The organism is Moorella sp. E308F (assembly GCF_006538365.1).
Lineage (GTDB): Bacteria > Bacillota > DSM-521 > Neomoorellales > Neomoorellaceae > Neomoorella.
Map to the genome: position 1 here is coordinate 1,130,299 of NZ_BJKN01000001.1, position 26,439 is coordinate 1,156,737.

The 26,439-nt window shown below is 54.0% G+C and carries 32 protein-coding genes and 1 pseudogene; 30 read left to right on the top strand and 3 right to left on the bottom strand.

Going from position 1 to position 26,439, the window contains the following annotated elements; translation table 11 throughout:
* The first annotated feature begins 27 nt into the window (after positions 1-27).
* From mtnA to mtnP, 3 genes are all read left to right on the top strand, one after another.
* Positions 28-1,092 carry an S-methyl-5-thioribose-1-phosphate isomerase gene (gene mtnA, locus E308F_RS05665; RefSeq protein WP_253260402.1) on the top strand — a complete coding sequence of 355 codons (1,065 nt, stop codon included), beginning with the start codon at positions 28-30 and terminating at the stop codon, positions 1,090-1,092.
* A 70-nt stretch (positions 1,093-1,162) separates the two neighbouring features.
* On the top strand, positions 1,163-1,339 hold the full coding sequence (locus tag E308F_RS15760; protein WP_172613844.1) for a hypothetical protein: 177 nt from the start codon (positions 1,163-1,165) through the stop codon (positions 1,337-1,339).
* Between the two features lie 116 nt (positions 1,340-1,455).
* Positions 1,456-2,244, top strand: coding sequence for an S-methyl-5'-thioadenosine phosphorylase (gene mtnP / locus E308F_RS05670; RefSeq protein WP_141263920.1), 789 nt, complete (start codon positions 1,456-1,458; stop codon positions 2,242-2,244).
* On the opposite strand, the gene E308F_RS05675 is transcribed toward mtnP, so the two are convergent.
* Both E308F_RS05675 and E308F_RS05680 read right to left on the bottom strand, forming a co-directional pair.
* Positions 2,241-3,197 (bottom strand): S66 peptidase family protein, encoded by a 957-nt coding sequence (locus E308F_RS05675; protein WP_141263921.1) that lies wholly within the window; start codon positions 3,195-3,197, stop codon positions 2,241-2,243. The two genes, mtnP and E308F_RS05675, sit on opposite strands and share 4 nt — an antisense overlap.
* Before the next feature lie 127 nt (positions 3,198-3,324).
* On the bottom strand, positions 3,325-3,567 hold the full coding sequence (locus tag E308F_RS05680) for a DUF1540 domain-containing protein (RefSeq protein WP_141263922.1): 243 nt from the start codon (positions 3,565-3,567) through the stop codon (positions 3,325-3,327).
* 240 nt (positions 3,568-3,807) lie between these two features.
* Here E308F_RS05680 and E308F_RS05685 point away from each other — a divergent pair, with 240 nt between their 5' ends.
* The 6 genes from E308F_RS05685 (at position 3,808) to E308F_RS05710 (ending at position 8,013) form a co-directional block, all read left to right on the top strand.
* Complete coding sequence (locus tag E308F_RS05685; protein WP_141263923.1) at positions 3,808-4,044, top strand: SHOCT domain-containing protein; 237 nt, start codon at positions 3,808-3,810, stop codon at positions 4,042-4,044.
* Positions 4,045-4,134: 90 nt separating this feature from the next.
* Positions 4,135-5,028 carry a zinc metalloprotease HtpX gene (gene htpX, locus E308F_RS05690; RefSeq protein ID WP_141263924.1) on the top strand — a complete coding sequence of 298 codons (894 nt, stop codon included), beginning with the start codon at positions 4,135-4,137 and terminating at the stop codon, positions 5,026-5,028.
* Positions 5,025-5,597, top strand: a complete 573-nt coding sequence (pspAB, locus tag E308F_RS05695) for a PspA-associated protein PspAB (RefSeq protein ID WP_141263925.1) — start codon at positions 5,025-5,027, stop codon at positions 5,595-5,597. The genes htpX and pspAB overlap by 4 nt, the downstream gene beginning before the upstream one ends.
* 22 nt (positions 5,598-5,619) lie before the next feature.
* Positions 5,620-6,321, top strand: a complete 702-nt coding sequence (locus E308F_RS05700) for a PspA/IM30 family protein (RefSeq protein ID WP_141263926.1) — start codon at positions 5,620-5,622, stop codon at positions 6,319-6,321.
* The gene (gene pspAA / locus E308F_RS05705) at positions 6,318-6,596 is read left to right on the top strand and encodes a PspA-associated protein PspAA (protein WP_141263927.1); all 279 of its coding nucleotides are present in this window, start codon (positions 6,318-6,320) and stop codon (positions 6,594-6,596) included. Before E308F_RS05700 ends, pspAA begins: the two co-directional genes overlap by 4 nt.
* A gap of 118 nt (positions 6,597-6,714) precedes the next feature.
* The gene (locus tag E308F_RS05710; RefSeq protein WP_141263928.1) at positions 6,715-8,013 is read left to right on the top strand and encodes an S-layer homology domain-containing protein; all 1,299 of its coding nucleotides are present in this window, start codon (positions 6,715-6,717) and stop codon (positions 8,011-8,013) included.
* Here E308F_RS05710 and E308F_RS05715 read toward each other — a convergent pair.
* The gene (locus E308F_RS05715) at positions 7,975-8,580 is read right to left on the bottom strand and encodes a DedA family protein (RefSeq protein ID WP_253260403.1); all 606 of its coding nucleotides are present in this window, start codon (positions 8,578-8,580) and stop codon (positions 7,975-7,977) included. The two genes, E308F_RS05710 and E308F_RS05715, sit on opposite strands and share 39 nt — an antisense overlap.
* Positions 8,581-8,807: 227 nt before the next feature.
* Between E308F_RS05715 and E308F_RS05720 the strand changes: the two genes are divergently transcribed.
* From E308F_RS05720 to E308F_RS05815, 21 genes and pseudogenes are all read left to right on the top strand, one after another.
* Complete coding sequence (locus E308F_RS05720) at positions 8,808-9,389, top strand: xanthine phosphoribosyltransferase (RefSeq protein ID WP_373995600.1); 582 nt, start codon at positions 8,808-8,810, stop codon at positions 9,387-9,389.
* Positions 9,390-9,750: 361 nt separating this feature from the next.
* Positions 9,751-10,230 (top strand): 4Fe-4S dicluster domain-containing protein, encoded by a 480-nt coding sequence (locus tag E308F_RS05725; RefSeq protein WP_141263930.1) that lies wholly within the window; start codon positions 9,751-9,753, stop codon positions 10,228-10,230.
* A gap of 1 nt (position 10,231) precedes the next feature.
* Positions 10,232-12,031, top strand: coding sequence for an aldehyde ferredoxin oxidoreductase family protein (locus E308F_RS05730; protein ID WP_141263931.1), 1,800 nt, complete (start codon positions 10,232-10,234; stop codon positions 12,029-12,031).
* Between the two features lie 3 nt (positions 12,032-12,034).
* Positions 12,035-12,304 carry a MoaD family protein gene (locus E308F_RS05735; RefSeq protein WP_141263932.1) on the top strand — a complete coding sequence of 90 codons (270 nt, stop codon included), beginning with the start codon at positions 12,035-12,037 and terminating at the stop codon, positions 12,302-12,304.
* A gap of 210 nt (positions 12,305-12,514) precedes the next feature.
* Positions 12,515-13,738: an NAD(P)/FAD-dependent oxidoreductase gene (locus E308F_RS05740; protein ID WP_141264122.1), complete on the top strand. Its 1,224-nt coding sequence runs from the start codon at positions 12,515-12,517 to the stop codon at positions 13,736-13,738.
* A 93-nt stretch (positions 13,739-13,831) separates the two neighbouring features.
* Positions 13,832-14,020: a hypothetical protein gene (locus E308F_RS05745; RefSeq protein WP_141263933.1), complete on the top strand. Its 189-nt coding sequence runs from the start codon at positions 13,832-13,834 to the stop codon at positions 14,018-14,020.
* A gap of 89 nt (positions 14,021-14,109) precedes the next feature.
* Positions 14,110-14,463: pseudogene (gene mntA / locus E308F_RS05750) on the top strand (type VII toxin-antitoxin system MntA family adenylyltransferase antitoxin); the annotation flags it as partial.
* The gene (locus E308F_RS15765) at positions 14,464-14,601 is read left to right on the top strand and encodes a hypothetical protein (RefSeq protein WP_172613846.1); all 138 of its coding nucleotides are present in this window, start codon (positions 14,464-14,466) and stop codon (positions 14,599-14,601) included.
* Between the two features lie 75 nt (positions 14,602-14,676).
* Positions 14,677-16,587 carry a sigma 54-interacting transcriptional regulator gene (locus tag E308F_RS05755; protein WP_141263935.1) on the top strand — a complete coding sequence of 637 codons (1,911 nt, stop codon included), beginning with the start codon at positions 14,677-14,679 and terminating at the stop codon, positions 16,585-16,587.
* A 314-nt stretch (positions 16,588-16,901) separates the two neighbouring features.
* Positions 16,902-18,194 carry a four-carbon acid sugar kinase family protein gene (locus E308F_RS05760; protein ID WP_141263936.1) on the top strand — a complete coding sequence of 431 codons (1,293 nt, stop codon included), beginning with the start codon at positions 16,902-16,904 and terminating at the stop codon, positions 18,192-18,194.
* A gap of 1 nt (position 18,195) precedes the next feature.
* On the top strand, positions 18,196-19,218 hold the full coding sequence (pdxA, locus tag E308F_RS05765) for a 4-hydroxythreonine-4-phosphate dehydrogenase PdxA (RefSeq protein WP_141263937.1): 1,023 nt from the start codon (positions 18,196-18,198) through the stop codon (positions 19,216-19,218).
* Positions 19,219-19,320: 102 nt separating this feature from the next.
* Positions 19,321-20,706 (top strand): GntP family permease, encoded by a 1,386-nt coding sequence (locus E308F_RS05770; RefSeq protein ID WP_141263938.1) that lies wholly within the window; start codon positions 19,321-19,323, stop codon positions 20,704-20,706.
* Between the two features lie 299 nt (positions 20,707-21,005).
* Positions 21,006-22,283: a nickel-dependent lactate racemase gene (gene larA, locus E308F_RS05775; protein WP_141263939.1), complete on the top strand. Its 1,278-nt coding sequence runs from the start codon at positions 21,006-21,008 to the stop codon at positions 22,281-22,283.
* A gap of 117 nt (positions 22,284-22,400) precedes the next feature.
* Positions 22,401-22,658: a CopG family transcriptional regulator gene (locus E308F_RS05780; protein WP_062283066.1), complete on the top strand. Its 258-nt coding sequence runs from the start codon at positions 22,401-22,403 to the stop codon at positions 22,656-22,658.
* Complete coding sequence (locus E308F_RS05785) at positions 22,618-23,112, top strand: type II toxin-antitoxin system VapC family toxin (RefSeq protein ID WP_141263940.1); 495 nt, start codon at positions 22,618-22,620, stop codon at positions 23,110-23,112. The genes E308F_RS05780 and E308F_RS05785 overlap by 41 nt, the downstream gene beginning before the upstream one ends.
* A gap of 12 nt (positions 23,113-23,124) precedes the next feature.
* The gene (locus tag E308F_RS05790) at positions 23,125-23,328 is read left to right on the top strand and encodes a hypothetical protein (RefSeq protein ID WP_141263941.1); all 204 of its coding nucleotides are present in this window, start codon (positions 23,125-23,127) and stop codon (positions 23,326-23,328) included.
* A gap of 105 nt (positions 23,329-23,433) precedes the next feature.
* Positions 23,434-24,255: a DUF1664 domain-containing protein gene (locus tag E308F_RS05795; protein WP_141263942.1), complete on the top strand. Its 822-nt coding sequence runs from the start codon at positions 23,434-23,436 to the stop codon at positions 24,253-24,255.
* The gene (locus tag E308F_RS05800; protein ID WP_141263943.1) at positions 24,256-24,927 is read left to right on the top strand and encodes an MBL fold metallo-hydrolase; all 672 of its coding nucleotides are present in this window, start codon (positions 24,256-24,258) and stop codon (positions 24,925-24,927) included.
* Between the two features lie 155 nt (positions 24,928-25,082).
* Entirely contained in the window at positions 25,083-25,343 is a 261-nt protein-coding gene (locus tag E308F_RS16480; protein ID WP_253256403.1) for a ribbon-helix-helix domain-containing protein, read from the top strand.
* A complete protein-coding gene (locus tag E308F_RS05810) occupies positions 25,343-25,672 on the top strand; it encodes a type II toxin-antitoxin system PemK/MazF family toxin (RefSeq protein WP_141263944.1) in 330 nt (109 codons plus the stop codon). The genes E308F_RS16480 and E308F_RS05810 overlap by 1 nt, the downstream gene beginning before the upstream one ends.
* On the top strand, positions 25,669-26,304 hold the full coding sequence (locus E308F_RS05815; protein WP_141263945.1) for an IMPACT family protein: 636 nt from the start codon (positions 25,669-25,671) through the stop codon (positions 26,302-26,304). The genes E308F_RS05810 and E308F_RS05815 overlap by 4 nt, the downstream gene beginning before the upstream one ends.
* Positions 26,305-26,439 lie beyond the last annotated feature (135 nt).

A 26,439-nucleotide genomic window follows, 5' to 3' on the forward strand; every position in this document is an offset into this window, starting at 1 on the left:
GCCAGAACTGGCCTGGAGGTGTCCTTTTTGCAGTACGAACCTGTTGCGCCTATTCGCTGGCAGGACGGCCAGGTGGAAATGATTGACCAGACGCGCCTGCCGGAGGAGCTGGTCATTATCCGGCCCCGGACGGTAGAGGAAATGTGGGATGCTATTAAAACGCTAAAGGTCCGGGGGGCACCGGCCATCGGCATAGCTGCGGCCCTGGGCCTTTACCTGGCCATCAAGGATTCCCGGGCCAGGGACAGGGCGGAATTTGAGACCGAATTAAAGCAGGCTGCCGCTTACCTGGCCTCGTCCCGGCCAACGGCGGTCAACCTTTTCTGGGCCTTGAAACGGGTTCAGAAGGCCGTTGCCGCCGCTGCCACCACCACCAATGATGTTTCTTCCTTGAAAGATCTGGTGTTAAAAGAAGCCCTGGCCATCCGCGACGAAGATGAAGCCACATGCCGGGCCATTGGAAAAAATGGCGCTGCCCTCCTCCAGGATGCCGAAGCCGTCCTCACCCACTGCAATGCCGGCACCCTGGCTACCGCCCGCTACGGTACGGCACTGGCGCCTATTTATTACCTGGCATCCCGGGGCAAGGTGCTCAAAGTGTTTGCCGATGAAACCCGGCCCCTTCTCCAGGGAGCAAGGCTTACGGCCTGGGAACTGCACCAGGCCGGTATCCCGGTTACCCTGATTACCGATAATATGGCCGCTGCCGTCATGGCCCGGGGCCTGGTCCAGGCGGTCATCGTCGGTGCCGACCGCATTACCGCTAACGGCGATGTGGCCAATAAAATCGGCACCTACGGGGTGGCAATACTGGCCAGGGAACACGGCCTTCCCTTTTATGTAGCAGCTCCGGCTTCTACCTTTGATTTAAGCCTTTCCAGCGGTGAGCAGATTCCCATTGAAGAAAGGGACCCGGCGGAAGTCAGCCACTTTGGCCTGCGGCCCACGGCGCCGGAAGGCATCAACATTTTTAACCCGGCCTTTGACGTGACGCCGTACCGTTATGTGACCGCTATTATTACCGAAAAAGGCATTATCAGGCCCCCGTATAAAGAGAATATCCCGCGCGTGCTAACCGGTGAAAGCAGGTGACAGCCGTTTACCCTGGGCGACGGATGAGCATAATATAAAAAATTCACCCCAAAGGAGGCCGGGCGTGCATATGGATAAGGAAAGAGAAATCGACGAGCAGCGGCGGTTGGCTGAAGCCCTGGGGGAGGAAGAAGAGCAAAAGAGGGAGCAGTTCGCCCGCGGTATCTTGCGGGAAAGGGAAGGCATAGCTGCTGAAAGGGAGAAATTCCTCCACGACCTGAAAACCACGTCCATCAAGAAATTGTAGCTAAAAAAGAGGCCATTTGCGGTTGGGCAGCAGGTGGCCTCTTAAAGTATTTCTAGTTCTATGATAAAATTGTTAAATAGTGGACAGTATACCAGGTTGGAAGGAGCGTGGTCCGGGTGCGCATAGCCATTATCGGAGGGTCCGGGGTTTACGATCCAGGAATTTTAAGCAATATCAGGGAAGAAAGGGTTGAGACGCCTTATGGTACGGCCGTGCTTAAGGTCGGTACTTATCAAGGCGAGGAAATAGGTTTCATGCCCCGCCATGGGGAGAAACATACTGTACCTCCCCACAGGGTGAATTACCGGGCCAACATCTGGGCCCTGAAGATGTTGCAAGTAGAACGAGTCCTGGCTACGGCCGCCGTCGGTTCCACCAACCCCGACTACAGGCCGGGGGATTTTGTCATTGTCAATGATTTCCTCGATTTTACCAAAACCCGCACTTATACCTTTTTTGAAGGCGGCGAGACGGGGGTAGTCCATACGGATTTTACCACTCCTTACTGCCCCGAGCTGCGGCGGTTGCTCGTGGAGACGGCTGCTGCCCTGGGGATCAAAGCCCACGACGGCGGCGTTTATGCCTGTACGGAGGGCCCCCGTTTTGAAACCCCGGCCGAGATCCGTATGATCCGGCAGCTGGGCGGGGACCTGGTGGGAATGACCAACGTCCCCGAAGTAATCCTGGCCCATGAGGTGGGCCTGTGCTATGGCCTTATAGCCATGGTAACCAACATGGCGGCCGGTATTTCCGCCACTCCTTTAAGCCATGCCGAGGTCCTGGAGATCATGGACCAGAACGGCAAGAACCTGCGAGAGCTCATCATGCAAACTATCCCCAGGATACCCCGGGAAAGGAACTGCCGCTGCAGCCTAACGGGTGGAAAAATTGAAGTCCACGACTAGGGTGGCGCTACTGCTGCCTCCAGGTAAGTCAGAGTACGCGCCGCCGCATCCAGGCGGGCGCGGATACCCAGGGGCAGGGTGGCCTGGGTGGCCAGGTGACCGGCGGGCAGGCCGTAGAAACAGGGAATACCCAGGGGGGCCAGGTGGTCGGTTATAACTTCCAGGAGGCCGGGTTGAAGAGAGGGATTTTCGCATCCGGTACAGAAACCTAGAACAATCCCGGCCGCAGCTTCCAGTTTATGAGCCAGCTTGAGCTGGGTGAGCATGCGGTCGATGCGGTAGGGGGCCTCATCCACTTCTTCTATGAAAAGGATTTTCCCCCGGGTGTCAATTTCAAAGGGTGTACCCAGGGTGGCAACTACCAGGGACAGGTTGCCGCCGGTGACTATTCCCTCGGCCCGTCCGGGAGTAATGGTCACCGGTGGGGGTAATCCAGGCGCCGGCGGGATGCTGCCCAGGGGTGAAGCAACCGCCAGGGCCCGGCAGAGGCTTTCCCTAGTATAGGGGGGGAGGGCCTTACTGCCCAGTTCGGGATAGAGCATGGGGCCATGAAAGGTTACCAGGCCGGTCATTCTGTTGAGGGCCAGGTGCAGGGCGGTAATATCGCTGTAGCCCACTAAAATTTTAGGATGGTAGCGGATAAGGTTGTAGTCGAGGTCAGCCAGGAGCCGCAGGGTGCCGTAACCGCCCCGGAGGCATATTATGGCCTTTACTTCCGGGTCCTGGAACATCTGGTGCAGGTCGGCCAGGCGCCCGGCATCGCTGCCGGCCAGGTAGCCGGTGGCTTTGCTGATATGGGTGCCGGTACGTACTCTGTAGCCCAGGCTGAGCCAGAAGTCGATCCCCCTGGCCAGGTACGCCGGGTCTGGCAGGGGACTGGCCGGAGCAATGATGCCAATCGTATCGCCTTTTTGAAGGGCCGGCGGTTTAATAATGGGAGTAGTTGCGGACATGGTGCTTCCCTCTGCTTGTAGTTGAATTCCCGGGGTTGCAGCAGGCCCCCCTGGTCCAATATATATGCTCTATTAAAATAAAAACGGCAGGGTGTACCTGCCGTTTGCCTATAATTTCACCGGGCAGCTATTTGCGGGTGATGCCGTCGGCGTTCTTTTCAGCAGAACCCTTGGCAATGAAAGTCTTGCAGCAGGTTTCTGCCGAAGACTTTACGGGGGTAGCTGAAATACTACCGGCCATAGGGGCATCGACATTCTGGGGTTGAGAATTGCTGATGGCATCGGAAGTAACCAGGATTTGCGAAGCGTCACAGACGTTACCGCTGGACCAGTAATGGCAGTTGTTAACGCTGCAGGTAATGCGCGGCATGAAGGGCACCTCCAAAGAATTGATTTGTTTTTTAATACAATTTCCTTGAAAGAGCCTTTTTATGCGCTGCTATACTTGATATAATTTACAGCCCACCGGTATATACTAATTTTGAAGTTTTAGTGAAGTTCCTTGACAAAGGTGAAGCCAGTAAATAAGATGGACTTAAACAACTACAGGCAGGGGGTATGTCAAACTCAACCCTGAACTTGCTAAAAATAGTTGAGGAGGTTATTATATATGATGTGGGGATATTATGGCAACTGGGGGATGGGCCTCTGGATGCTGGTCTGGTGGGTGTTACTAATTGGCATCCTGGTCCTGGCGGTTTATGGCCTGGTAAGCCTGTTTAACCGCCGCACCGGCCAGCAGCCCGCGCTGCGTCCTGACCCCCTGGCAATATTGAAGGAACGCTATGCAAGGGGTGAAATTACCACCGACGAGTACCACCGTATGCGTGAGGAACTCAGGGAGTGATATGTTCAATTCCATGTTCTGGGGAGCTCCTCATGGCGGTCATCAACCGCCTCCACTGCTTGTGACTTCCTATTTCGGGGGAGGGTGGCTATGCGACGCCAACTTGGCAGCGATGCCGGTTTAACGGCGCGAATGTTTTTGACCATGTTTTTACTGGCAGCCCTGTATCTCTTTTTCCTGGCCGTCTTGTGGCAGGCCGGGGTGAGTTATACAGGTATTATCATTTTTGTCGGGATTATGCTGGCCGTCCAGTATTACTTTTCCGACCGCATGGTTCTCTGGTCCATGGGTGCCAGGGAGGTATCTCCCCGGGAAGCGCCGGAACTCCATGCCCTGGTGGAAAGGCTGGCCGCCCTGGCCGATTTACCCAAACCCAGGGTAGCTATTGTTGATACTCCCATGCCCAATGCCTTTGCCACCGGCCGCAGCCCGGCCAATGCCGTCGTGGCAGTGACAACCGGGATCCTGGAACGCCTGGATCCCCCGGAACTGGAAGCCGTCCTGGGTCATGAATTGAGCCATATCAAAAACCGGGATATGACGGTGCTGACGCTGGCTAGCTTTTTTGCCACCGTTGCTTCCTTTATCGTGCAAAACTTTTTCTACTGGGGCGCCTTTGGCGGCCGCGACCGGGACGAGCGCAACAATACCATGCTGGTTTACCTGGTGTCCCTGGTGGTCTGGCTGGTCAGCTACTTCCTCATTCGTGCCCTGTCCCGTTACCGGGAATTTGCTGCCGACCGGGGCGCGGCCATCCTTACCGGTGCGCCGGGCCAGCTGGCCTCTGCCCTGGTAAAGATCAGCAGCAGCATGGCGCGCATCCCTGACCGGGATTTGCGCCAGGCCGAGGCCTTTAACGCCTTCTTCATTATCCCGGCCTTAAACAGCAACAGCATCATGGAGCTTTTCTCTACCCACCCGTCTCTGGAGCGCCGCCTGGCCTACCTGCGTAAACTGGAACGGGAAATGGAGGAATGGCGGTGAGCTTCTGGGACGCCCTCCTGGGGCGAACCCGGGTACCACCGGCGCGCACGGAGCCCCTTTTTGCCCTGAGCACGGCCATTGTCACCCTGGAAAGCGAGCTGGGCTGGCAGCCCTGCGGCCGCGCAGGGGTAGTCCTGCGGCCCGGTGAAGACAGTTTTTTTACCACCACCCAGGAAGAGACGGAGGAACTGGTATCCCTGGCCGCCCGGGAAATGGAAGGCCGCCTCGAGAGTAAAAAGGATGAATATGGCTACCACTGGCTCATCTTCGCCGATCGTGACTGGGAGGATCTGGTCGCCCTGGCCCACATGGCGGGTCAGAATTTTAAGGAGAAGGGTGCCGGCGACCGCCTGCTGGCGGCAGTTTTCAAGCTGCAAAAAAAGGACCAGGTCCTTTATCTCATTTTCAGCTACAAGAGAGGTGCTTTTTATCCCTTTATCCCCGTTGATGAGCACAATAAGAAGCGGGATAATGCCGGGGAAATGCGCCTGGCGGCTTTAATGGATAAGGAACTTCCCTGGGAAAAGGATATCACTCGCTGGTACCCCCTCTGGGGTTGCCCGGTATAATCCACGAAAGGAGTTTTATACTATGGGGATCCTGTCGCGCATGTCGACAATTTTCAAATCTAAGATGAACAAAATCCTCGATCAGGTAGAAAATCCCCAGGAAACCTTGGAGTATTCCTACAACCGTCAGCTGGAAATGCTCCAGAACGTCAAACGTAACCTGGCTGATGTCGTTGCTTCCAAAAAACGTCTGGAACTCCAGGCCGTCAAGTTGAAGGACAGTCAAAAAAAGCTGGAAGATCAGGCCCGCCAGGCCCTGCAGCTGGGGCGCGAGGACCTGGCCACTACCGCCCTGGAGCGGAAAGCAGCCATCCAGCAGCAGCTGGATGGCCTGCAGGAACAGATTAAAGGGCTGGAAGCGGAACAGGCAAAACTTGCTGCCGTAGAGGCCAAGCTTCAGGCCAAAGTGGAAGCCTTCCGGACTAAGAAAGAAATAATCAAGGCCCAGTATTCGGCGGCTCAGGCCCAGGTCAAGATTGGCGAGGCGGCCACCGGTCTGTCGGAAGAGCTGGCCGACGTCTCCCTGGCCATCCAGCGCGCCGAAGAAAAAACAGAGCAAATGCGGGCCCGGGCGGCAGCCATTGACGAGCTGGTAAACTCCGGGGTCCTGGAAGACGCCCTGGAAACGGCCGATCCTCTGGAGCGGGAGCTGAAGCAGGCTGGCGCTGCCACCCAGGTCCAGGCGGACCTGGAGCGCTTGAAGAGAGAGGTGGGCAAAGCTTGATAATCCGTATTTTATCGGAAGGCCAGTACCGGCTGGAAGGGGAGGCCTTGAGCGAACTCGACCGGCTAGATGACAGGCTGCTGGATGCCCTTGAAGCAGGCAACCCTGAGGAATATGATAACAGCTTCCGGGAGGTTCTGTCCCTGATCCGCGGGCGGGGCATACGCATTCCTGATACGGAACTGGTAGAATCGGATCTTATCCTGCCGGCACCGGATACTACCTTTGAAGAGGCCCGCAACCTCTTTGCTGATTACCCGAGGCATCTCAGCTAAGATAAAAGTAGAGGATTTTAAAAGCAGGTATCTTAATAGATACCTGCTTTTTGCTGGCGCTATATGGTAAATTATGGTATAATAAGAAATAAAATACAATCCAGCGGAGGGGAGAAAAATGCGTAAAGCCAGTTTGGCCGGTCTTATCATGTTTTTCATGCTGCTGCCGTGGGGAACAGCCTGGGCCGGGCCGGCGGAGAGCTCACTTCTGGCCCTGTTACCGCCGGAAAAGGCCAGGGCACCAGCATTAACCCGGGGCGGATTTGCTGTTATGCTGGTGGCAGCAGCTCGGATTAAAAGTGAAGTTCGCGACATCAACCTGCCCGATGACGTCCCGGCCGGTAGCTGGTATGCCCCGGCTTTACAAGCCCTCTGGCAGGAGGGGATGATTCATGGCTATCCCTACGGCAAACTACGTCCCGATCAGGAGATAACGAACCTGGAGGCGGTTATTCTTACAGCCCGGGTACTCGGACTGCCCAATGAAATCAGCTCGCCCCTTACCGAATTGCAACCAGGCGATATACCCTACGGCTTCAACCAGTATGCCTTTTTCCATCGCCAGGGGTTATTGCCGCCGGGGGGGCCAATGGCCTTCTTAACGCCGACCGCCGCCGCCGGCTGGTTGGCTGAAGTCTTTAACTCTGACCCCCGGGCCAAAGATCTAATGGATAAATGTCGCCAGGCCCTGGCCAGGCAACAGGGTATTGCTACCCGGGGGGAGGCCAGTATTAAATTTCACAGCCGGCCGGGTTTGCCGGTTACGGCGGAAATAGACCGGCTGGCAATTAAGGGAGAGGTTCTCAATGAAGTTCTCCTTCCGGGGCAAATGCACCAGGTTGCTGCCCTGGAACTGGAAGGCCGTAAGGCCCTGCACATTGAACAGGTCGCTAGCAATGGCAACCTGTATCGCCGGGTTGCAGAGGCTCCTGGCCAGATAGGTGACTGGGAGCGGTTAAGCCTGGCTCCTGATATTACCCTCCTGATGCGCCAGCAGCAAAACCTGGGGCTGCCGGCAAACATCTTTCCATACTTACGCTACCGCTACCTGGGCATAAGTAAAGTTGCCGGCCAGGAAGTCCTGGGGATCAGTTTTTATACCCGTTTGCATACAGCTGGGCCTGTTACTGAACTCCTACCACCGGCAACCCTGGGTGAGGGACTGGCAGCCTATCTTAACCCGCCGGAAAAACTTATCCGCTCCTTCTCTTACTGGGGTTTAGTTTACGTCAATCCCCGGACCTTTTTACCCGTCAGGAGTGTCATCAACCTCGTCATGGCCTTTGCCCCTGCTTACCGGGGGCAGCCGGCACCTATGGCGGCCATGGAATTGCGCTACCGGATAGATAGTTATACCTATCAGGGTATTAAGATTACCCTACCGGTTCCGGTGCCGCCGCCAGTAAAGGAACACTAGCAGGATAAGGCCCGCGACGATAACCGCATCGAAGCGGTGGAAAATAGAGCCCAGGGCTTCCCAGCTGGCCCCTAACTCACGGCCGGCATAGACCAGGAGGATGGACCAGGGCAGGGAGCCCAGAAAGGTATAAATGACAAAGCGGACGAAGGGCATGGCGGCAATGCCGGCCGGCAGGGAAATAAAAGTCCGGATAACGGGCATCAGCCTGGTAAAAAAAACGGTTGCTTCGCCGTAGCGTTGAAACCACTTTTCTGCTACGGCGAATTCTTTTTCGGAGAAAAAGACATAGCGGCCATATTTTTTTAAAAAAGGGCGGCCGCCCCGGAGCCCCACAAAGTAGGCGACAATGGAACCAATGGTACCGCCAATGGTACCGGCCAGGACGGTTCCCCAGAAATTGAGCCGGCCGGTGCTTACCAGGTAACCACCAAATGGCAGGATTATTTCGCTGGGGAGAGGTATGCAGGCGCTTTCAATGGCCATACCTATGGCAATACCTGTATAGCCGAGGCTGGCAATGAACTCCGTAATGGCATGAAAAATGGGCGCTAAAAGATTCTCCAAGGCGGGTATCTCCTCCTCAGGTGGGCTTCTACCTGCTGGTATCTGCTGGCGTTCTGGATAATTATATCAAGCTTACAGGCAGGTAACAAGGCTTTATTCAACTCCAGCAATGATCGTTGCTTTTACCCGGCTTTTCCTGCCGAACAACCTTCTCTTTTGGCCCGGCTTACGTTATAATAGCCTTATCTTACTACCGTTTAAAGAACAGGGGGAGGAGCAAGGTAGCTTTGTCAGTGGTCGAACTGTTAAAAGAAAAAATCCGCCAGGAAGGGCGGGTCATTTCCGAAGATATTCTTAAAGTGGATTCCTTCTTAAACCATCAGATTGATCCGGTATTGATGCTGGAGGTGGGCAAGGAGTTTGCCCGCCGCTTTGCCGGTACCGGTATTACCAAGGTCCTGACGGTGGAAGCCTCGGGGATAGCTGTAGCCCTCATGACAGGTTTGAGCCTCCGGGTACCGGTAGTTTTTGCTAAGAAAAAGCAACCTTCCACCATGGATGGCGATACTTACTGCGGCCGGGTGCGTTCTTTTACCAAAGAAGAGGTTATAGATATAGTAGTGGCCGGTAGCTACCTGGGACCGGAGGACCGGGTGTTGATTATTGATGATTTCCTGGCTTCCGGGGAGGCGGCCCGGGGACTGTTAAAGATTATCGACCAGGCCGGGGCCACCCTGGTGGGCATCGGTACTGTTATTGAAAAGGTCTTCCAGAGCGGCGGCGAGACTTTACGGGAGCAGGGCATTCGCGTGGAGTCCCTGGTGCAGATCGGCAGTCTAACAGGGGGGCAGATTGAATTTTTAAATTAATTTTTATCCGGTTGGCAGGATTTTTTTATCGGATGGCGAAATACATATCTAACAACTGGATAAATTGCTTCCGAGTTGCCGCTTCCCTCCGGGAAGGGCAAACGTCAGGGCCGGGGAGCAATCCCTTGACCTGCTATTGGGCAAAGGAAGGTACTCTTAGAAATAGGTAAGAGTACCTTTTTGTTTGGCGCAGGTTTTTCCGGGCCGGGCGACCTGACCACCGGGCCGGTCCGCAGTAGTGACCCTACGGCAGAATAAACTACCGCACCTTTCCTCCACCATGTTATACGGGAGGTGGGAGATTTAGATTTTAAGCTGAGATGTCGCATTTATATGCTAAATACCGAAGGGAGGAATAATTTTGGCGAAGCTTCTGGTGGTCGATCAGGAAAAATGTACTGCCTGCCGCCGCTGTGAGCTGGCATGCTCCTTCAAACATACCGGTGCATTCAACCCGGCTGCGGCTCGGCTGTCGGTGGCAGCCTTCCTTGATGATGATTATTACCTGCCGGTAGTCTGCCAGCATTGCGATGAGCCGGCCTGCCAGGCCGTCTGTCCGGCCGGAGCCATCAGCCGCGACGGCAAAACAAATGCCGTGGTGATCAACGAAGATCGCTGCATAGGCTGCCGCATGTGTATCATGGCCTGTCCTTTTGGCGGAACAGATTATTCGGTGTCCGAGCAAAAGGTAGTCAAGTGTGATCTCTGCGGGGGCGAACCGGAGTGTGTCCTTAACTGTCCCTGGGGAGCCCTGGAGTATAAAGAACCGGCCGGCCAGGCATTGAGCAAGCGGCAACAAATAGCCCGCAGGGTCCAGGCTGCTCTACGGGAGGTGGGCTAAGATGTACGGCTGGGTTGGTCAATTGCTGCGGGTTGATTTAAGCAGCGGCGAGTGCAAGGTGGAGAAGCTTGATCCGGTTCTGGCCCGGGATTATGTTGGCGCCCGGGGACTGGCCAGCAAGATTCTTTATGACGAGGTCGATCCCGGCGTCGACCCGTTGGCACCGCAAAACAAGCTCATTTTCATGACCGGTCCCTTAACCGGGACGGCGGCCATTTCCGGCAGCCGTTATAACGTCGTTACTAAATCGCCCCTTACGGGAGCCATTGCCGCCTCCAGCTCCGGCGGTTATTTTGGCGGCGAGCTGAAATATGCGGGCTTTGACGGGATTATTTTGGAGGGGAAGGCCGCCGAACCTGTTTACCTCTGGATCGAAGATGGTGCTTGCGAACTACGACCGGCCGGGGAGCTGTGGGGCAAAAATACCCACGAAACGGAAGACGCTATCAAAGCAGCCACTTGCCCCAATGCCAAAGTGGCCTGCATCGGCCCGGCGGGGGAGAAGCTGGTGCGCTTTGCCTGCGTTATCAATGACAAGCACCGGGCTGCCGGCCGTTCGGGCGTCGGTGCCGTCATGGGCTCGAAGAACCTGAAGGCCATCGCTGTACGCGGCCACGGCGGTGTTAAGGTTGCGGACGGGCCGGCCTTCCGGGAGGCGGTCCTGGCGGCCCTGGCCAAGATTAAGGCCAATGACGTTACCCACGGCGGCCTGCCGGCCTACGGTACTGCCGTGCTGGTCAATGTCATCAACGCCCACGGCGGACTCCCGACCCGCAATTTTCAGACGGGCGTCTTTGCCGGGGCGGCCAAAATCAGCGGCGAGGCCCTGGCAGAAAGTTACCTGGTACGCAAGAAGGGCTGCCTGGCCTGCCCCATCGCCTGCGGCCGCGCCACTCTGGTTCCCGGAGGTCCTTTTGCCGGCCACGGTGAAGGGCCGGAGTACGAGGCCCTCTGGTCCATGGGCGCCGACTGCGGTATTGACGACCTGGCGGCGGTGACCAAAGCCAACTTCCTGGCCAATGAGCTGGGCTATGACCCCATTACCTTTGGCTCTACCCTGGCCTGCGCCATGGAACTTTATGAGAAGGGCTACCTGCCGGCGCAGGATACCGAATTGCCTCTAGAATTTGGTAACGCCGCCGTGCTGGTAGAAACAGCGCGCAAGGTGGGTTACCGCGAAGGCATCGGCGACCTCCTGGCCGAGGGTTCCTACCGCCTGGCCGAGCGTTACGGCCACCCGGAACTGTCCATGAGCAGCAAGAAGCAGGAATACCCGGCCTATGACCCGCGGGCCATCCAGGGCATCGGCCTGAATTACGCCACCTCCAACCGCGGCGGTTGCCACGTACGGGGCTATACCGTCGCCGCGGAGGTGATGGGCATACCGGTGCAGGCTGATCCCCTTGCCGCCGAAGGCAAGGCGGCCCTGGTGAAAGCCTTCCAGGACCTTACCGCCCTGGTGGATGCCAGCGGCATATGCCTCTTCACCACCTTCGCCCTGGGAGCGCCGGATGTCGCCGGCATGCTGGCCCCGGCTACCGGCGTACCCTACACTGAGGAAAGCGGCCTTCTTGTCGGCGAGCGCATCTTCAACCTGGAGCGGCTCTTTAACTTTGCCGCCGGGCTGACAAAGGCCGATGATACCCTGGCGCCGCGCCTCCTGACAGAACCCATGCCCGAAGGACCGGCCAGAGGCAAGACTTCCGCCCTGGCGCAGATGCTGGCCGAGTACTACCAGCTGCGCGGCTGGGACGAGGAGGGCCGGGTGACGGCAGCCACCCGGGAGCGGCTGGGGCTGTGAGGAATGGAAGTAGAACTCCTTAGTTTCTTACAGCGGGCGGCCGGGGAAAGTCGGGTAGATATAGAAGCAGCTACTATCGAGGAGCTCCTGGCTGCCCTTATCTCCCGTTATGGGGAAACTTTCCGCCGGGAACTCATGACCCCGGATGGGAAGCTAAAGACCGGCATCGCCATCCTGGTGAACGGTCGCAATATCAACTTCCTCCAGGGGCTGAATACGTCGTTGGTTCCCGGGGATAAGGTGACTATAATTCCGCCGGCTGCCGGCGGGTAACAGGGCGGAACAGAAGGGGCGGTCCTGGTGGTGCCCGCCCCTTCTTTTTCCAGGAGCAGACCGAATTTAATAGGAACCCTTATGGCGGCACGCGGCCGCCAGAAAAGGCATGAAAATGTCTGGCTGGCATTGGCTGGAGGCGAGTGTGACAGTGCCAGCCTGCGATAGAGTTTTTGGGGGGAGTGGCAGGGAAAGTTGGTGGCTGACGCAATGCGTTATTTAATTCTTGGCAACAGCGCCGCCGGGGTGACCGCGGCCGGAACCATCCGCCGCGCCGACCCGGCCGGGGAAATTACAATTGTCGGCGACGAGCCCTACCCCTATTACGCCCGTGTTCTTACATCTTATTACCTGGGCGGGCTGGTCACCCGTGACAGGCTCTGGCTGGCAGGTGAAGAATGGTACAGGGAGCAACGGATCCGGCTCATTACTGGCCGGCGGGCGGTGGCAGTCGATATTGGAAGCCAGCGGGTTGGCCTGGACGACGGCAGTGAGCTTTCCTATGACCGTCTGCTGGTAGCCACCGGCGCGGCACCCCAGCAAATTGACTTTCCCGGTAAAACCCTCGCCGGTGTTTTTACCCTGCGGACCCTGGACGACGCTGCCGCCATCCGTAAATTCGCCCGGCCTGGGGGGCAGGCGGTAATTGTCGGTGGCGGTATGGTAGGCCTTAAAGCGGCTGAAGGCTTGCATGCCAGGGGGCTTAAAGTACGCCTGGTGGTATCATCAGGCCGGCTCCTTTCCCAGGCTCTCGATGATACCGGCGCGGAACTGGTGCGCCGGGCCATGGCTAACGCCGGGTTTACCATCCACCTGCGGGAAGATGTCGTTGCGCTGGAAGGCCGGGAAAAAGTGACGGCCGCCGTCCTGCGCTCCGGGGTTACGGTACCGGCGGACGTCGTAGTCGTGGGCAAAGGGGTGCGGCCCAATGTGCCCTTCCTTCAGGGGAGCGGGATCGACGTGGACCGCGGTGTCCTGGTGGATGATTATCTGGCTACAAACATTCCCGGCATCTACGCCGCCGGTGATGTGGCCCAGGCTTACGACTACGCCTGGCAGAAGCCGCGCCTCAACGCCATCTGGGGCAACGCCGTGGAGCAGGGCCGCCTGGCCGGGTTCAATATGGCCGGGCATCATACGGCTTACCGCGGCGGCATCGGGCGGAATTCCCTGGTGGTGAACGGCCTGGGAGTCATCAGCGGCGGCATCGTCAACCCGCCGGGAGAGGGGTATGAGGTGGTGACCCGCCTGGACGAAAAGCGGTCCTGCTACCGCAAAGCCGTGCTCCAGGGCCGGCGGCTGGTCGGTATGGTCGCCATCGGCTCACCTAGCGGCGCTGGGGGGTTCCAGTCCCTTATCGGCCGGGAGGTAAAGGAAAAATATATCGTCAGTTTCCTGGACGGCAGCTTCACCTGGGCCATGGTAGGGCGGTGACTTACGAGAGCGGGGCGGGACCCGCTCTCAGTTTGTAAGTAACGTTTTATTCAGCTGGAAATTATGCTAAACTAAAAAAAGGAGCGTGATAAATTGCATGAGTATTGTAAAGAGGATACTGTTGAATTTGTCGCTGAGCGGATAGAACGTCGGCTGGCAGAAACGAAAGCTGATATTGAGGCCAGAATTGCGGCCATGGAAACACGGCTTACATGGAGGCTGTTTGCCTTCTGGATAGGCCAGGCAGCTTTTCTACGGATTGGTGAAAGTCTTTCTGGCTAAATAGGAGCGGGTATAACAGGGCCCCTTTTATTGTTAAGGTGACCAGTATGGATAAAAAATCTATAAGCAATTAAAAAGCTACTTTAAATGAGCAACAAAATATACGTATGGCCTTTTTATTTGGTTCCCGGGCCAAAGGTCGGGCCCGGCAGGGGTCAGATGCAGATGTGGGAGTATACCTCGAGCCAGGCTATACCAGGCAGGATATTTACCGGATATGGAATGAACTTGAGGATATGCTGGGCCTTAAAGTGGATCTCCTGGTTCTAAATGAAGCAACGCCCTCTCTGATATGGACGGTTTTAAAGGGGAAGCCCCTCTTTATCCGGGATCAAAGTTTTTATATCCAGTATATGCTGGATATTTCCCGTGAAGCCGAAGATTTCCAACAGTTTTTACTTGACTGGTGGCGCTGGCGGATGAAAATCAGGGGGTCGGTATAAATGGCACCTAACCTGGACATAAAATGGGAACTTATCAAAGATTTTTTAGCTACTGGTATTGCTAATATGGAGCAGTTCAAGTTACAGGTAGAGCAGAGGTTGATCGCCCGGGAGAAAGAAGGCGAAAGTAGAAGTTAATGGTAATGGCGGGTGAAAATGGTGTTTTGCTAATACTTCGATGGTAGCAGGATTAGGGTCTATGGGAGTGGTATTATGTCCCACCTGGGCCTGGTGGCTCCCTATGCCGGCCTGGCGGCTCTGGCAAGGCAGGTGTGCGCGGAGCTGGGAGAGGACGTAACCATTACCATCGGCGACCTGGCGGAAGGGGTAAAGGTGGCCCGGGAACTGGCAGCTAGAGGTGCGGAGGTTATTATCAGCCGCGGCGGCACCGCCACCCTTATCAGCCGCCATGTAGAGGTGCCGGTGGTGGAGATTGCCGTCAGCGCCTTTGACCTGGTCCGGGCCCTGGCCGAGGCCAGGGAACTGGGCCGTTATATCGGCGTTGCCGGTTTCCGTAACGTCATTTACGGCACCAAAAGCCTGGAATCAGTCCTGGGGGTCCATATTGAAGAGTTAATTATTGAGGCCGAAGAGGGCGCAGCCGGGATTATTGCTGAAGGCAAGGCTATGGGGCTGGAAGTTATCGTCGGCGATGCCGTATCCGTCCGGTCGGCCCGGGAACTGGGTCTCCAGGCGATACTCGTCACTTCCGGCAAAGAGGCCATCAACCAGGCCATACGCGAGGCCCGGGAGGTGGCGCTGGTGCGCCGCCGCGAGCGGGCCCGAGCCGAGCAGTTCAAAGCCATTCTGGATTTCGCCTATGAGGGTATTGTGGCCACCGACCAGGAAGGCCGCATTACCCTGGTCAACCCGGCGGCCGAAAAGATCCTGGGCCTGACGGCATCCCGGGTAGTGGGACGGCCGGCGCGGGAGGTTCTGCCAGGCGTTCCCCTGGACCAGGTGCGGAAGTCAGGGCAAAAGCGCTTGGGGGAACTGCACCGGGCCGGCAATACCCTGGTTGCCGAGAACGTGGTTCCGGTAATTACCGGGCGGGAAATTGTCGGGGCTGTGGCTACCTTCCAGGATGTCAGCCATCTCCAGGCCGTGGAAACCAGAGCCCGCCAGGAATTGTATCTCAAAGGCCACGTAGCCCAGTTTACCTTCGATGATATCGTTACCTGTAGCCCGGTCATGGCCCGCGTTATCGAGCGGGCGCGCCAGTTTGCCGCCGCCGACGCGACAATATTAATCACCGGCGAAACCGGCTCCGGTAAGGAAATGGTGGCCCAGAGCATCCACAACGCCAGCCAGCGGCGAGAAGGACCTTTCGTAGCGGTCAACTGCGCCGCCGTGCCGGAAAACTTGCTGGAAAGCGAACTCTTCGGCTACGAGGAAGGAGCTTTCACCGGTGCGCGCAAAGGTGGTAAGAAGGGTCTCTTTGAACTGGCCCACCGGGGTACCCTTTTCCTGGACGAGATCGGCGAACTTTCTTTAAACCTGCAGGCGCGGCTTCTACGGGTACTGCAACAGAAGGCCATAATGCGCGTCGGAGGTGACCGGGTGCTGCCGGTGGACGTGCGCATCATTGCTGCCACCCACCGCGACCTGGAAGAGGCCGTGGCCAGGGAAACCTTCCGCCGTGACCTGTATTACCGGTTGAACGTGCTGCATATAAAACTACCGCCTTTGCGGGAACGTTTGGAAGATTTACCGTTACTCATCAAAGCCCTGGTCGAAAAAGTCAGCCGGCGTTCCGGGCGCCTACCGCCGTTATTCAGCGAGGATGTCATCGCCCGGTTACAGGCCTACGACTGGCCAGGCAACGTTCGCGAGCTGGAAAACATCATCGAGCGCCTGGTGGTCCTGCGCAGCGGCCAGGAGGTGGAGCCTGCCGATCTGGAGGAGATATTGGGGCCGGTGGAAAATAAGCCGGAGCCCGGCTTGCAGCTTGTTTTGCGGGGCACCCTGGAGGAAATGGAGGCGGAAATCATCCGCCGGACCCTGGCCCTCACCAATAACAATAAAGACGAAACCTGTCGTCGCCTGGGGCTTAGTAAAACCACCCTCTGGCGGCGGCTAAAAAGCTGGCAGGAGGGGGGACATCGTAGGGTCAGTGGCAGCTAAAGATGGTGGTGCGGTCATGTTTTCCAAGAACCCGGAGAACTTATAGCACTGTTACCAGGGGCAAGCATGGTTACGCAGAAACTAGCTATATTCCAAGATGAAATACTAAAATTCAATATGAAATGAGCAAGTATTATGGCCAGATTAGCTTTTTAATCTGGCCTTTATCTTTTTAACCTTTCAGAATGAAATATTGTCAGTTATAATAAATGCAACTACGATAAGCATCCTTCAAAATTGTACGCCAATACTTCCCTGGCACGCTTTTTGCATTATTTTTTTGGTGACTGTTGCGCCGTGAGAGAGGGTAGTAAATGGAACAGATATCCATCATCGCCGACGATTTAACCGGAGCCAACGATACCGGCGTCCAGTTTTGCCAGCACGGTTTCCGCACCATGGTTATTATAGATGCTGCCAACGTAGAGCGGGTGGGGCAGGATAAAGATGTCTGGGCGATCAACACCGACACCCGCCACCTGGCAGCACCTGAAGCCTACCAGCGAGTTTATGAGATCACTTTAAAACTAAAAAAAGCTGCCATCAGCCGGGTTTACAAAAAGATTGATTCCACCCTGCGCGGCCACCCAGGTGCCGAGCTGGAGGCTGTCATGGACGCCTGGCAGGCGGACCTCGCCCTGGTGGTGCCGGCCTTTCCGGCCAACCGGCGGTTAGTGGTTGACGGCCACCTGTTGATAAGCGAGGGCACGGAGATGGCCGTAGCTTCCACAAGCCTTACTCCTGGCGATGCCAGGATAGCCCTTTGCCACATCCCTACCGTCCTGCAGGGGGAGATGGGCCGTCGGGTAGGTCAGATTAACCTGGCGACTGTACGCCAGGGAGTGAAAGAACTGGTAGCTGCCCTGGAGACCGCTCGAACAAACAGCCAGGTGTTGGTCCTTGATGCCGCCGACGAAGAGGACCTAAGAAATATCGCCCGGGCAATCAGCCGCTTCCAGCGGGATGTCATTGTGGCCGGCGCCGCCGGCATGGCCGCCTATTTACCTCTGGCCTGGAACCTAAAACCAGTACCTAATAATCCATTAAATAAAAAGGGAGCTATTCTCCTGGTTGCTGGATCGCGCAACCCGGTCACTGCCGCCCAGGTGCAACGCCTGGCTGAGGTTAGCGCGTGTCAGGCTGTAAAGGTAGAGACGGAAGCTATACTTACCGGAGAACCGGCTGTTGAAATAGAAAGGGTGTTGCAGGAAGTTACAACTCAAGATGCAGACACGGGTTTAATTATTATAGCCGTAGATAGCCTTTTCCAGACCATTGATAGAGATAAGGTTTCCAACAAAGGAAGCAAAGCCATAGCTTTAGCCCTTGGCACTATCACCAGCCGCCTCTTAAATATGAAAAAGATAAGTGCCCTGGTAGTTACTGGCGGAGATACTGCCGTTCACGTTTGCCGGGCTCTGGAAGCCAGAGGAATTAACCTGGCGGCCGATTTGTTGCCGGGTATTCCCTTGGGGTATCTGGAAGGGGGGCGGGGTGATGGACTTCCAATCGTTACTAAAGCCGGCGGTTTTGGTTCCCCCGATTCCCTGATCAAAGTAAATGAATTTCTTCAACAGAGAATGAAAAGTGAAATGGAGTTGGTATGAGATGGTAAAACCATTAATTGCTATTACTGTAGGTGACCCTTGTGGCATTGGGCCTGAGATTACTGCTAAAGCCCTGGCCATACCAGAGATTTATGATCTATGCCGGCCTCTGGCTATAGCCGATGCCGGCCTGATGGGCGAAGCTATCAAGATCGCGGGAGTTAACCTGTCCGTTCGAGCCGTGACCAGTCCTGGTGAAGGCCGGTATGAGTATGGCACCATCGATGTCCTGGACATGCAAAATGTTGACCTGAACCAGTTGCAGTACGGCAAAGTAACCCGCATGGGGGGTGAAGCCAGTTTCCAGTATATAACCCGAGCCATCGAACTCGCCCTGGCCGGGGAAGTTGATGCCGTCACCACCGGTCCCATTAATAAAGAAGCTATCAACTTGGCCGGACATCATTACTCCGGGCACACGGAGATCTTTGCCGACCTGACGAAAACGCAGGACTACTGCATGATGCTCGTTGACAAGAATTTTCGGGTTTCCCATGTGACTACCCATGTGGCTTTCAGTCAGGTACCATCACTTATAAAAAAGGAACGGGTACTTACAGTAATCAAATTGACTAACGATGCTCTTTTAAAAATGGGAATTTCAATACCGAGAATTGCGGTCGCTGGACTCAACCCCCATGCCGGCGAGGATGGTCTCTTCGGCCGCGAGGAAATCGAGGAAATCAGTCCGGCTATCGCTGCCGCTAGGGAGCAGGGAATCCAGGTAGATGGCCCGGTGCCTCCAGATACTATTTTTGTTAAACTCCAGGGTGGCCAGTATGATGCTGTAGTAGCTATGTACCATGATCAGGGCCATATTCCGACCAAATTAATCGGTTTTAAATACGACAATGCCACCGGCAAGTGGGGATCGGTTGCCGGGATAAACATCACTTTAGGATTACCAATAATACGGACCTCAGTTGATCATGGTACCGCTTTTGGTAAAGCTGGAAAGGGGACAGCCAACCCCGAAAGTATGGTGGATGCCTTGAAAATGGGGGTAATAATGACGCGAACCTAAGTATTGTGATAGGATTTAAATGCCAAATCGGGGAAGGGGTATAGGTAGAAAGAGTTTAGCGGTGTTTGGTAAAGAATTAAACAGAGAAAGGAGAGTATTTTCATGGAAGGCATTTCCGGAATTCAGATAATTATTGGTCTGATTGTTGGTATCTTTGTACTTGTATATTTAATACTTAGGACCAAAATTCATGCTTTTCCTGCTCTTATCATTGCGGCTTCCATAATCGGGCTAATTGGGGGCATGTCGCCATCTACAGGTGATATTAACCTTGCTAAATCAATCACGACTGGCTTTGGTAATACTTTAGCAAGTATCGGTCTTGTAATTGGTTTTGGCGTAATGATGGGACGATTGCTGGAGATATCCGGGGCTGCCGAACGTATGGCTTATACTTTCTTAAAGTACTTAGGACGTGGAAAAGAAGAATGGGCGCTGGCCGCAACTGGATATGTTATTTCTATTCCTATTTTCTGCGATTCAGGTTTTGTTATTTTAACACCTCTGGTTAAAGCGTTATCACGTAGTACCAAAAAATCCGTACTTGCTCTTGGCGTCGCTCTGGCAGCCGGTCTGGTGGCTACCCATAGTGCAGTACCACCAACACCGGGACCTCTGGCAGTAGCAGGCATTTTTAAAGTTGATGTGGGTATGGTAATTATTTCCGGACTTATATTTACTATACCAATAATTATAGCTGGGGTTTTGTACGGCAAATGGTTGGGTAAAAAAATATATCAATTACCCGGTGAAGACGGTCAGAAATGGGAACGACCTCCTTATCAAACTTCTCAGATTACCGAAGAAGATTTACCTAAAAATGGCAACCTACCTTCTGCCTTTATATCCTTTGCTCCTGTTGTTATTCCTTTAATTTTAATCTTTGTCAATACGTTATTGACAGCTATGAAAATAAACCAACTATGGGCGCGTTACCTAGTTTTCCTTGGTAATCCGGTAATAGCGGTTGGTATTGGTCTTATTATTGCTATTTATGGTCTGGCTCCGAAACTTTCTCGGTCTGAAGTAATAAAAAGGATGGAAGAAGGTGTTTCTTCAGCTGGTATAATTATCTTAATTACAGGTGCTGGTGGCGCATTAGGCCAGGTGTTAAGGGACAGTGGTGTCGGTAATTATGTGGCTCAACTTATTGCTTCTAGCCCTCTACCTCCATTTTTGTTACCCTTTTTTGTTGCTACTTTTGTACGATTAGTCCAGGGAAGTGGTACAGTAGCCATGATTACCTCTGCTTCTATTACTGCACCAATCTTGGCTAATCTTTCCGTAAATCCAATTATTGCTGTTCAAGCAGCTAATTTAGGTTCATTAATATATTCTTATTTCAATGATAGTTTTTTCTGGGTCGTCAATAGATTTTTAGGAGTCGATGACATTAAGGAACAAACACTGACGTGGTCGGTTCCGACTACAATTGCTTGGGGCGTTTCTTTAATTATGTTATACATTGCCAACGCCATTTTAAGCTAATCCAATAAAGGAGTGAGCATATGTACGAAATGAGCCCACAGGAAAAGGTTTTACGAGCTATAAAAAGAAAGAGTCCTATAGAGTCCCACCGATTGATGTGGGCAGTGCTATAATTTCAACTATAACATTAAATGACGATAATGCATGAAAAATACATTTGCATTTTAAAACGAAACCAGCATTCTAGAGATGTCATTCCAAATGACGGTGTTGGTGAAGAAATATTAAAGTGGTATGTAAATGGCATAGGAATATTGTTAGAGGGCTATTTATTGTTTGGCCGAGAGGAGAAGGATTAAGTGAGTTGCCGACTCAATCTACCTTACGGAACCTACAGACTTACCTTTCACATTCCCGAAGAAAAAATAAAGGCAGTTCTATCACCGGTAGCTATGAAAAGAATACCTTCTACGGAAGTAGAGATCCAGAAGGCTTTAGAAAATCCTATCGGGTGTCAACCTTTGGGCACAATGGTATCGCCAACTAGCCGAGTACTCCTCCTGTGCGACGATAATACCCGCCCGACGCCGGCCAATATCATTGTCCCGGCTATACTGCGGGAATTAGCAAGCGGTGGCGTACGCAAGGAAAATATTAAGATCCTCATGGCTTTGGGAACCCACCGACCTATGACCCTGGGAGAATTGCAACAAAAATTGGGTGCCGAAGTATTAGGGCAGGTAGAAGTAATAAACCATGACTTCCGCAACCCGATGGCTCTCTATGATTTCGGCCTTACGGCCAACGGTACGCCGGTAAAGGTAAATCGCTTAGTTCTTGAAGCAGATGTTGTTATTGGTATCGGTAGTATCGTTCCCCACCACATCCCCGGTTACAGTGGCGGGGCAAAAATCGTCCAGCCCGGGATTTGTGGTGAAGATACTACAGCGGCCACCCATTTGCTGAGTGTGCGGACCCGGCGAAATATGCTGGGCATTGTGGAAAATAAAGTGCGAGAAGAAATGGAAGTCATCGCCGACAGGGCGGGAGTAAAGTATATCTTTAATACGGTCCTGGATCCTCAGGGCCGTGTAGTGAAAGCCTTCTTCGGCGATATCCGCCAGGCCTTCCGAGCCGGGGTGGAGATCAGCCGGCAGGTTTACGGTATCCCGGCGCCGGGTCGTACGCCTATTGTCTTAGCCAGTTCCCATCCTTGCGACATTGAATTCTGGCAAGCCCATAAGACATTATATCCGTGCGACATGCTGGTAGAAGAGGGAGGGACAATTATTATCGTCACCCCCTGCCCCGAAGGAGTGGCGGTCACCCACCCGGAGATGCTGGAATTTGCCGGCCAGAGCCCGGAGGATATTGACGCCCAGATTGAGGAGGGGATTATAAAGGATAAGGTGGCGGGGGCCCTGGCCCTGGCCTGGGCCAAGGTGCGGCAGCATGCCGAGGTTTGCCTGGTTTCAGATGGTATAAAAGCCGAAGTGGCGGCTAAACTCGGATTTAAGCACGCTGATACTGTAGAAGAAGCCCTGGACCGGGCCTGGGCGCGGTTGGGAAAAGGAGCCGGGGTAACAGTATTAACCCATGGAGCTGATACATTGCCCCTGTTGCCGGAAGATGGCTAAAATGTGGCCAACTCCCAGAAGGTGGAGTTGGCTACTTTTTTTGCATATACGTCATTCTTAATACTTCTTGACATCTGCGCTGTAATGCTGTATGCTGTAAATAGCGAGGTGATGGACATGGAGTACAAATATCGCACCCAGCTTTACCTGGATGAAGAACAATATCAATTTTTAAAGGAGCGTGCCGCCAGCTATAATACCAGCATGGCTGAGGTAGTTCGGCAATTGATAGCTAAAGAACAAAACAAACAGGAAGAGATCGACCCTGAGGACCCTATTTTTCACCTGGGGCAGAGAAGTATTTCCACCGGACGCAGCGATGGCTCGGTAAATCATGACCGGTATATTTACAGGCAATGCTGTGGGGACAGGTAACATGCAGCAACAGCAGTTGAGGAAAAAGGAATTTCTATTTATTGATACTTCAGCCTGGATAGCTCTTTATGATAACGACGATCTTCATCACCGGGCTGCAGTGAATTTTTTTACCCCTGATAACTTGCGGGACCACAGGCTTATCCCTGTAACTACGAACTTTATTTTTGCTGAAGTTTATGCCTATTTCTGCCGGAATAATAGTGCGGCTATTGCAATAGGAAAGTCGTTAAAGGCGAGTAAAATCCTTAGAATTGTACGGGTAGAGGAAGCGGATGAAGTAAAAGCCTGGGAAATAGCGCAAATGCATGCTGATAAAGGTTTTAGTTATACAGATTGTACCAGCTTCGCCGTTATGCAGAGATTGAACTGCCGCCAGGCTTTTACCTTTGACAATCATTTCCGACAAATGGGTTTTGAGGTTTTACCAAAGAGCGAGAAAATAGATGAATAAGGAGTTGGCGAGATGGGCAGAACGAGAAAAATGCGCCGGCGCGAGCGTCGTTATCACAGGCTGCTGGCATTAATTGAAGAACTGTACGAAAACCAAAGGTCGATGATAGCTGTTTTAGGCGAACATATGGTAAAAATACGTACGCTGTCCAGGCAGTTAGCAGCCATACGCGAGGAGAAAAAATCCGGACAAGAGGGAACCAATGAAAATAGTTAGCTTTATTTTAAGAATGACCGCTCCGTATCAATCTCTAGATGGACAGGTCAACTAAGAATTGCTAAAATAAGGATAAAGCGCTGGCAATTGGGAGAGATGGAGATAATGGAGGAAAAAATTGATGCCCTTTATGGGCTGGTACAGCAGATAGCTATAGAGCTTAAGCAGACCAGACAGGAGCTTAATACAACAAGAGGGGAACTCACGGAGCAGATTAATGGTGTACGGGAAGAACTCACGGAGCAAATTACCGGGGTACAAGAAGAACTGCGCGGGGAGATTGCCGGCGTCAGGGGAGAGTTGAGAGGGGAGATTACTAACGTCAGGGGAGAACTGTTGGAGAAGCTCACAGGAGTTCGTGAGGAACTTCAGGAGCAGATCGCCGGCGTACGGGAAGAACTCACGGAGCAGATTAATGGTGTACGAGAAGAACTCACGGAGCAAATTACCGGGGTACAAGAAGAACTGCGCGGGGAGATAACAAACGTCCGGAAAGAGCTGCGTGGGGAAATAACCAATGTCAGGGAAGAGTTGCGCGGGGAGATTGCCGGCGTCAGGGAAGAACTGCGCGGGGAGATTGCCGGTACCCGGACGGAACTGGGCGCTCAGGTTACAGATGTCCGCAATGAGCTCCACAACACTCGGCAAGAGCTTGGCGCTCAGATTACAGGCGTCCGGGAGGAACTTTATGATACCAGGCGAGATCTTACAGAAAGGCTCAACAGGATGGAGCAGCGGCTGAACGCCACTTTTAATCAGGTCGGCATGCTGAGCGAATTCCGGGTGGAAGTCCTGCACAAACTGGAGGAGCTGGGGGAAAGCCAGAATTCAATGTCAGCCATGCTGGGGGAGCATGATATTAAAATTCGCAACTTATCTAGCAAGCTGTCCAAATTTCAGTTAAATATTTTAAGGAGGTCCGGTTAGATGCAGTGGTTAGGCCATGCGAGTTTTTACCTGGAAACCCCGGCGGGGGTGCGGCTGGTGACCGACCCTTATGGACCACAGGTTTCACCAGCGGCACCGGTGGTCACAGCTGACGTGGTGACCATATCCCACGAGCACTTTGACCACAATTACCTGGATAATATAAAGGGTAACCCGGAAATTTGGCGGGGTTTGACACCGGATGGAGATTGGGCTAAAGTTAATCGTACCTTCAAAGATGTCCATGCTTATACAGTACCTACATATCACGATGAGGCAGCCGGCGCCAAACGAGGTAAAAATGCCGTTTTCGTTCTGGAAATAGGGAATCTGCGCCTGGCCCACCTTGGTGATCTGGGACATGTTCTGGGTGATGAACAGGTGCAGAGAATTGGCCGGGTGGATGTATTGATGATCCCTGTGGGCGGGTACTTTACCATTGACGCCGGCCAGGCCTGGCAGGTGGTGGCGGCACTAAAGCCGCGGGTAGTTCTGCCCATGCATTACCTGGTTCCGGGCATGCAGGGTTTCCCCATTGCCGGGGTTGAGGAATTTACGGCCGGCCGGTCCAATGTACGCCGCTTCGGGGAGGGGAAAATCGACCTGCGGGCCGAGAGTTTGCCGCAGGAAACGGAAGTCTGGGTTCTGGCGGCCAGCCAGCCGCGGGTTTAAAATAAGGGATTTAACCTGATAGAGGATATGCCTCCAGATCCCCACCGTTGGATTCGTTATTTCCCAACGGTGGGGATTTATATTTATATACCACTTGATCTTTACAGGGAAAATGTTAGAATGAAAATAACGGCAGACAAAAGGGAGGCGATTATGTGGAACAATTACGTACGACAGTTAGGATGCCGGCAGAGCTGCTCAAAGCTATTGAAGCTGTACGGGACCCAGAAGAGTTTCCGACCTTAAGTGATTTTGTGCGCAGGGCAGTTGAGAAATATGTTCGGGAATTAAGGCGGGCAAAGATCGCGGCAGAGTGCAAGCGGCTGGCAGAAGGAGAAAACCTGGTTACCCTTGTCGAAGCTGATCTGGCTGATTATGCAGGGCGTATGGAGCAGGCTGAAAGGGGTGAACTCTGATGCCCGGTGAAGTACCACGCCCGGGGGACATTTTTAGGGTAAGCCTGGAGGGAACCGGCCACGTCTTGCGAGGACCGCATTACGGGGTAGTGGTTTCCGATGAACCCTTCAACTACCTTTCGACGATAGTTATCGTACCACTTTCTTCCGGGGCTAAACCTGCTTCCTTCCGGCCAGAAATATCTTTGCACGGAAAGGTAACCAGGGCCCTGCCGGATCAGCTCCGGGCCGTGGATAAACACCGGCTCAAAGAATACCAGGGCAGTGTGGCAGGCACTTCCTTTTTTTATGACCTGCAAGAGGCGCTTAGGGAGCTGCTTGCCTTATGAAGAAAGAAAAAAATCGACGCGGCTTAGCTGCCAAAAGTGGCGCTTCCACAGAAAATGGCCCTTCCTACCTTACCGTGGCCCGGGAAGCCGTAGTCGAACTTAAAATTGAGCGTTCCCGCTTCATTGGCTATGCCCGCGAAGTAGATAGTGAGGCGGCGGCCAGGGAATTTATTGCCCGCATCCAGGCCGAGCATCGCCAGGCGACCCATAATTGTTTTGCCTACCGGCTGGGGACAGGGAAGCAAGAAATAACCTATTACAGCGATGCCGGCGAGCCCAGCGGTACGGCCGGGCGGCCAATTTTAGGCGCCATTACCAGCCTGGGCCTGACCAACGTGGCGGTAGTGGTGACCCGTTATTTTGGCGGCAAAAAGCTGGGTGTGCGGGGGCTCATCGAGGCCTACGGCCAGGCGGCGCGCCGGGTCCTGGAAGAGGCGGGGAGCATCCAGCGGGTCGTGACCCGCGAGCTGGAAGTAACCTGCAGTTATGCCGAGCTGGACCGGTTGCTCTACCAGGTTCACAGCCACGGCGGGAAAGTGGTAGAAACGGACTACGACAGCGAGGTCCGGTTAAAGGTTGCCGTGCCCGTCTCAGCATGGGAGAAAATGCAAGCACTGCTCGAGAAAAGGTAATTGACCCAGTACCTTATCAAGGCTGCCGACATTAGTTTGCAATACGGTTTGCCTATGGCTGATGCCATATTTTACACTGTGACCAGCATGTATGGGAGTCAAATAGTGACAAGCGATAAGCACTCTAAAGGCCTG

Coding starts and splice junctions, on each gene's coding strand:
- E308F_RS05780 (WP_062283066.1), top strand. CDS start 22,401: ATGGAGTACAAATATCGCACCCAGCTTTACCTGGATGAAGAACAATAT.
- E308F_RS05710 (WP_141263928.1), top strand. CDS start 6,715: ATGCGTAAAGCCAGTTTGGCCGGTCTTATCATGTTTTTCATGCTGCTG.
- E308F_RS05740 (WP_141264122.1), top strand. CDS start 12,515: ATGCGTTATTTAATTCTTGGCAACAGCGCCGCCGGGGTGACCGCGGCC.
- E308F_RS05790 (WP_141263941.1), top strand. CDS start 23,125: ATGGGCAGAACGAGAAAAATGCGCCGGCGCGAGCGTCGTTATCACAGG.
- E308F_RS05795 (WP_141263942.1), top strand. CDS start 23,434: ATGGAGGAAAAAATTGATGCCCTTTATGGGCTGGTACAGCAGATAGCT.
- E308F_RS05685 (WP_141263923.1), top strand. CDS start 3,808: ATGATGTGGGGATATTATGGCAACTGGGGGATGGGCCTCTGGATGCTG.
- E308F_RS05675 (WP_141263921.1), bottom strand. CDS start 3,197: ATGTCCGCAACTACTCCCATTATTAAACCGCCGGCCCTTCAAAAAGGC.
- pdxA (WP_141263937.1), top strand. CDS start 18,196: ATGGTAAAACCATTAATTGCTATTACTGTAGGTGACCCTTGTGGCATT.
- E308F_RS15760 (WP_172613844.1), top strand. CDS start 1,163: ATGGATAAGGAAAGAGAAATCGACGAGCAGCGGCGGTTGGCTGAAGCC.
- E308F_RS05735 (WP_141263932.1), top strand. CDS start 12,035: ATGGAAGTAGAACTCCTTAGTTTCTTACAGCGGGCGGCCGGGGAAAGT.
- E308F_RS05760 (WP_141263936.1), top strand. CDS start 16,902: ATGGAACAGATATCCATCATCGCCGACGATTTAACCGGAGCCAACGAT.
- htpX (WP_141263924.1), top strand. CDS start 4,135: ATGCGACGCCAACTTGGCAGCGATGCCGGTTTAACGGCGCGAATGTTT.
- E308F_RS05815 (WP_141263945.1), top strand. CDS start 25,669: ATGAAGAAAGAAAAAAATCGACGCGGCTTAGCTGCCAAAAGTGGCGCT.
- E308F_RS05730 (WP_141263931.1), top strand. CDS start 10,232: ATGTACGGCTGGGTTGGTCAATTGCTGCGGGTTGATTTAAGCAGCGGC.
- E308F_RS05700 (WP_141263926.1), top strand. CDS start 5,620: ATGGGGATCCTGTCGCGCATGTCGACAATTTTCAAATCTAAGATGAAC.
- E308F_RS05810 (WP_141263944.1), top strand. CDS start 25,343: ATGCCCGGTGAAGTACCACGCCCGGGGGACATTTTTAGGGTAAGCCTG.
- E308F_RS05680 (WP_141263922.1), bottom strand. CDS start 3,567: ATGCCGCGCATTACCTGCAGCGTTAACAACTGCCATTACTGGTCCAGC.
- E308F_RS05755 (WP_141263935.1), top strand. CDS start 14,677: ATGTCCCACCTGGGCCTGGTGGCTCCCTATGCCGGCCTGGCGGCTCTG.
- E308F_RS05770 (WP_141263938.1), top strand. CDS start 19,321: ATGGAAGGCATTTCCGGAATTCAGATAATTATTGGTCTGATTGTTGGT.
- E308F_RS15765 (WP_172613846.1), top strand. CDS start 14,464: ATGGCACCTAACCTGGACATAAAATGGGAACTTATCAAAGATTTTTTA.
- E308F_RS05785 (WP_141263940.1), top strand. CDS start 22,618: ATGACCGGTATATTTACAGGCAATGCTGTGGGGACAGGTAACATGCAG.
- E308F_RS05800 (WP_141263943.1), top strand. CDS start 24,256: ATGCAGTGGTTAGGCCATGCGAGTTTTTACCTGGAAACCCCGGCGGGG.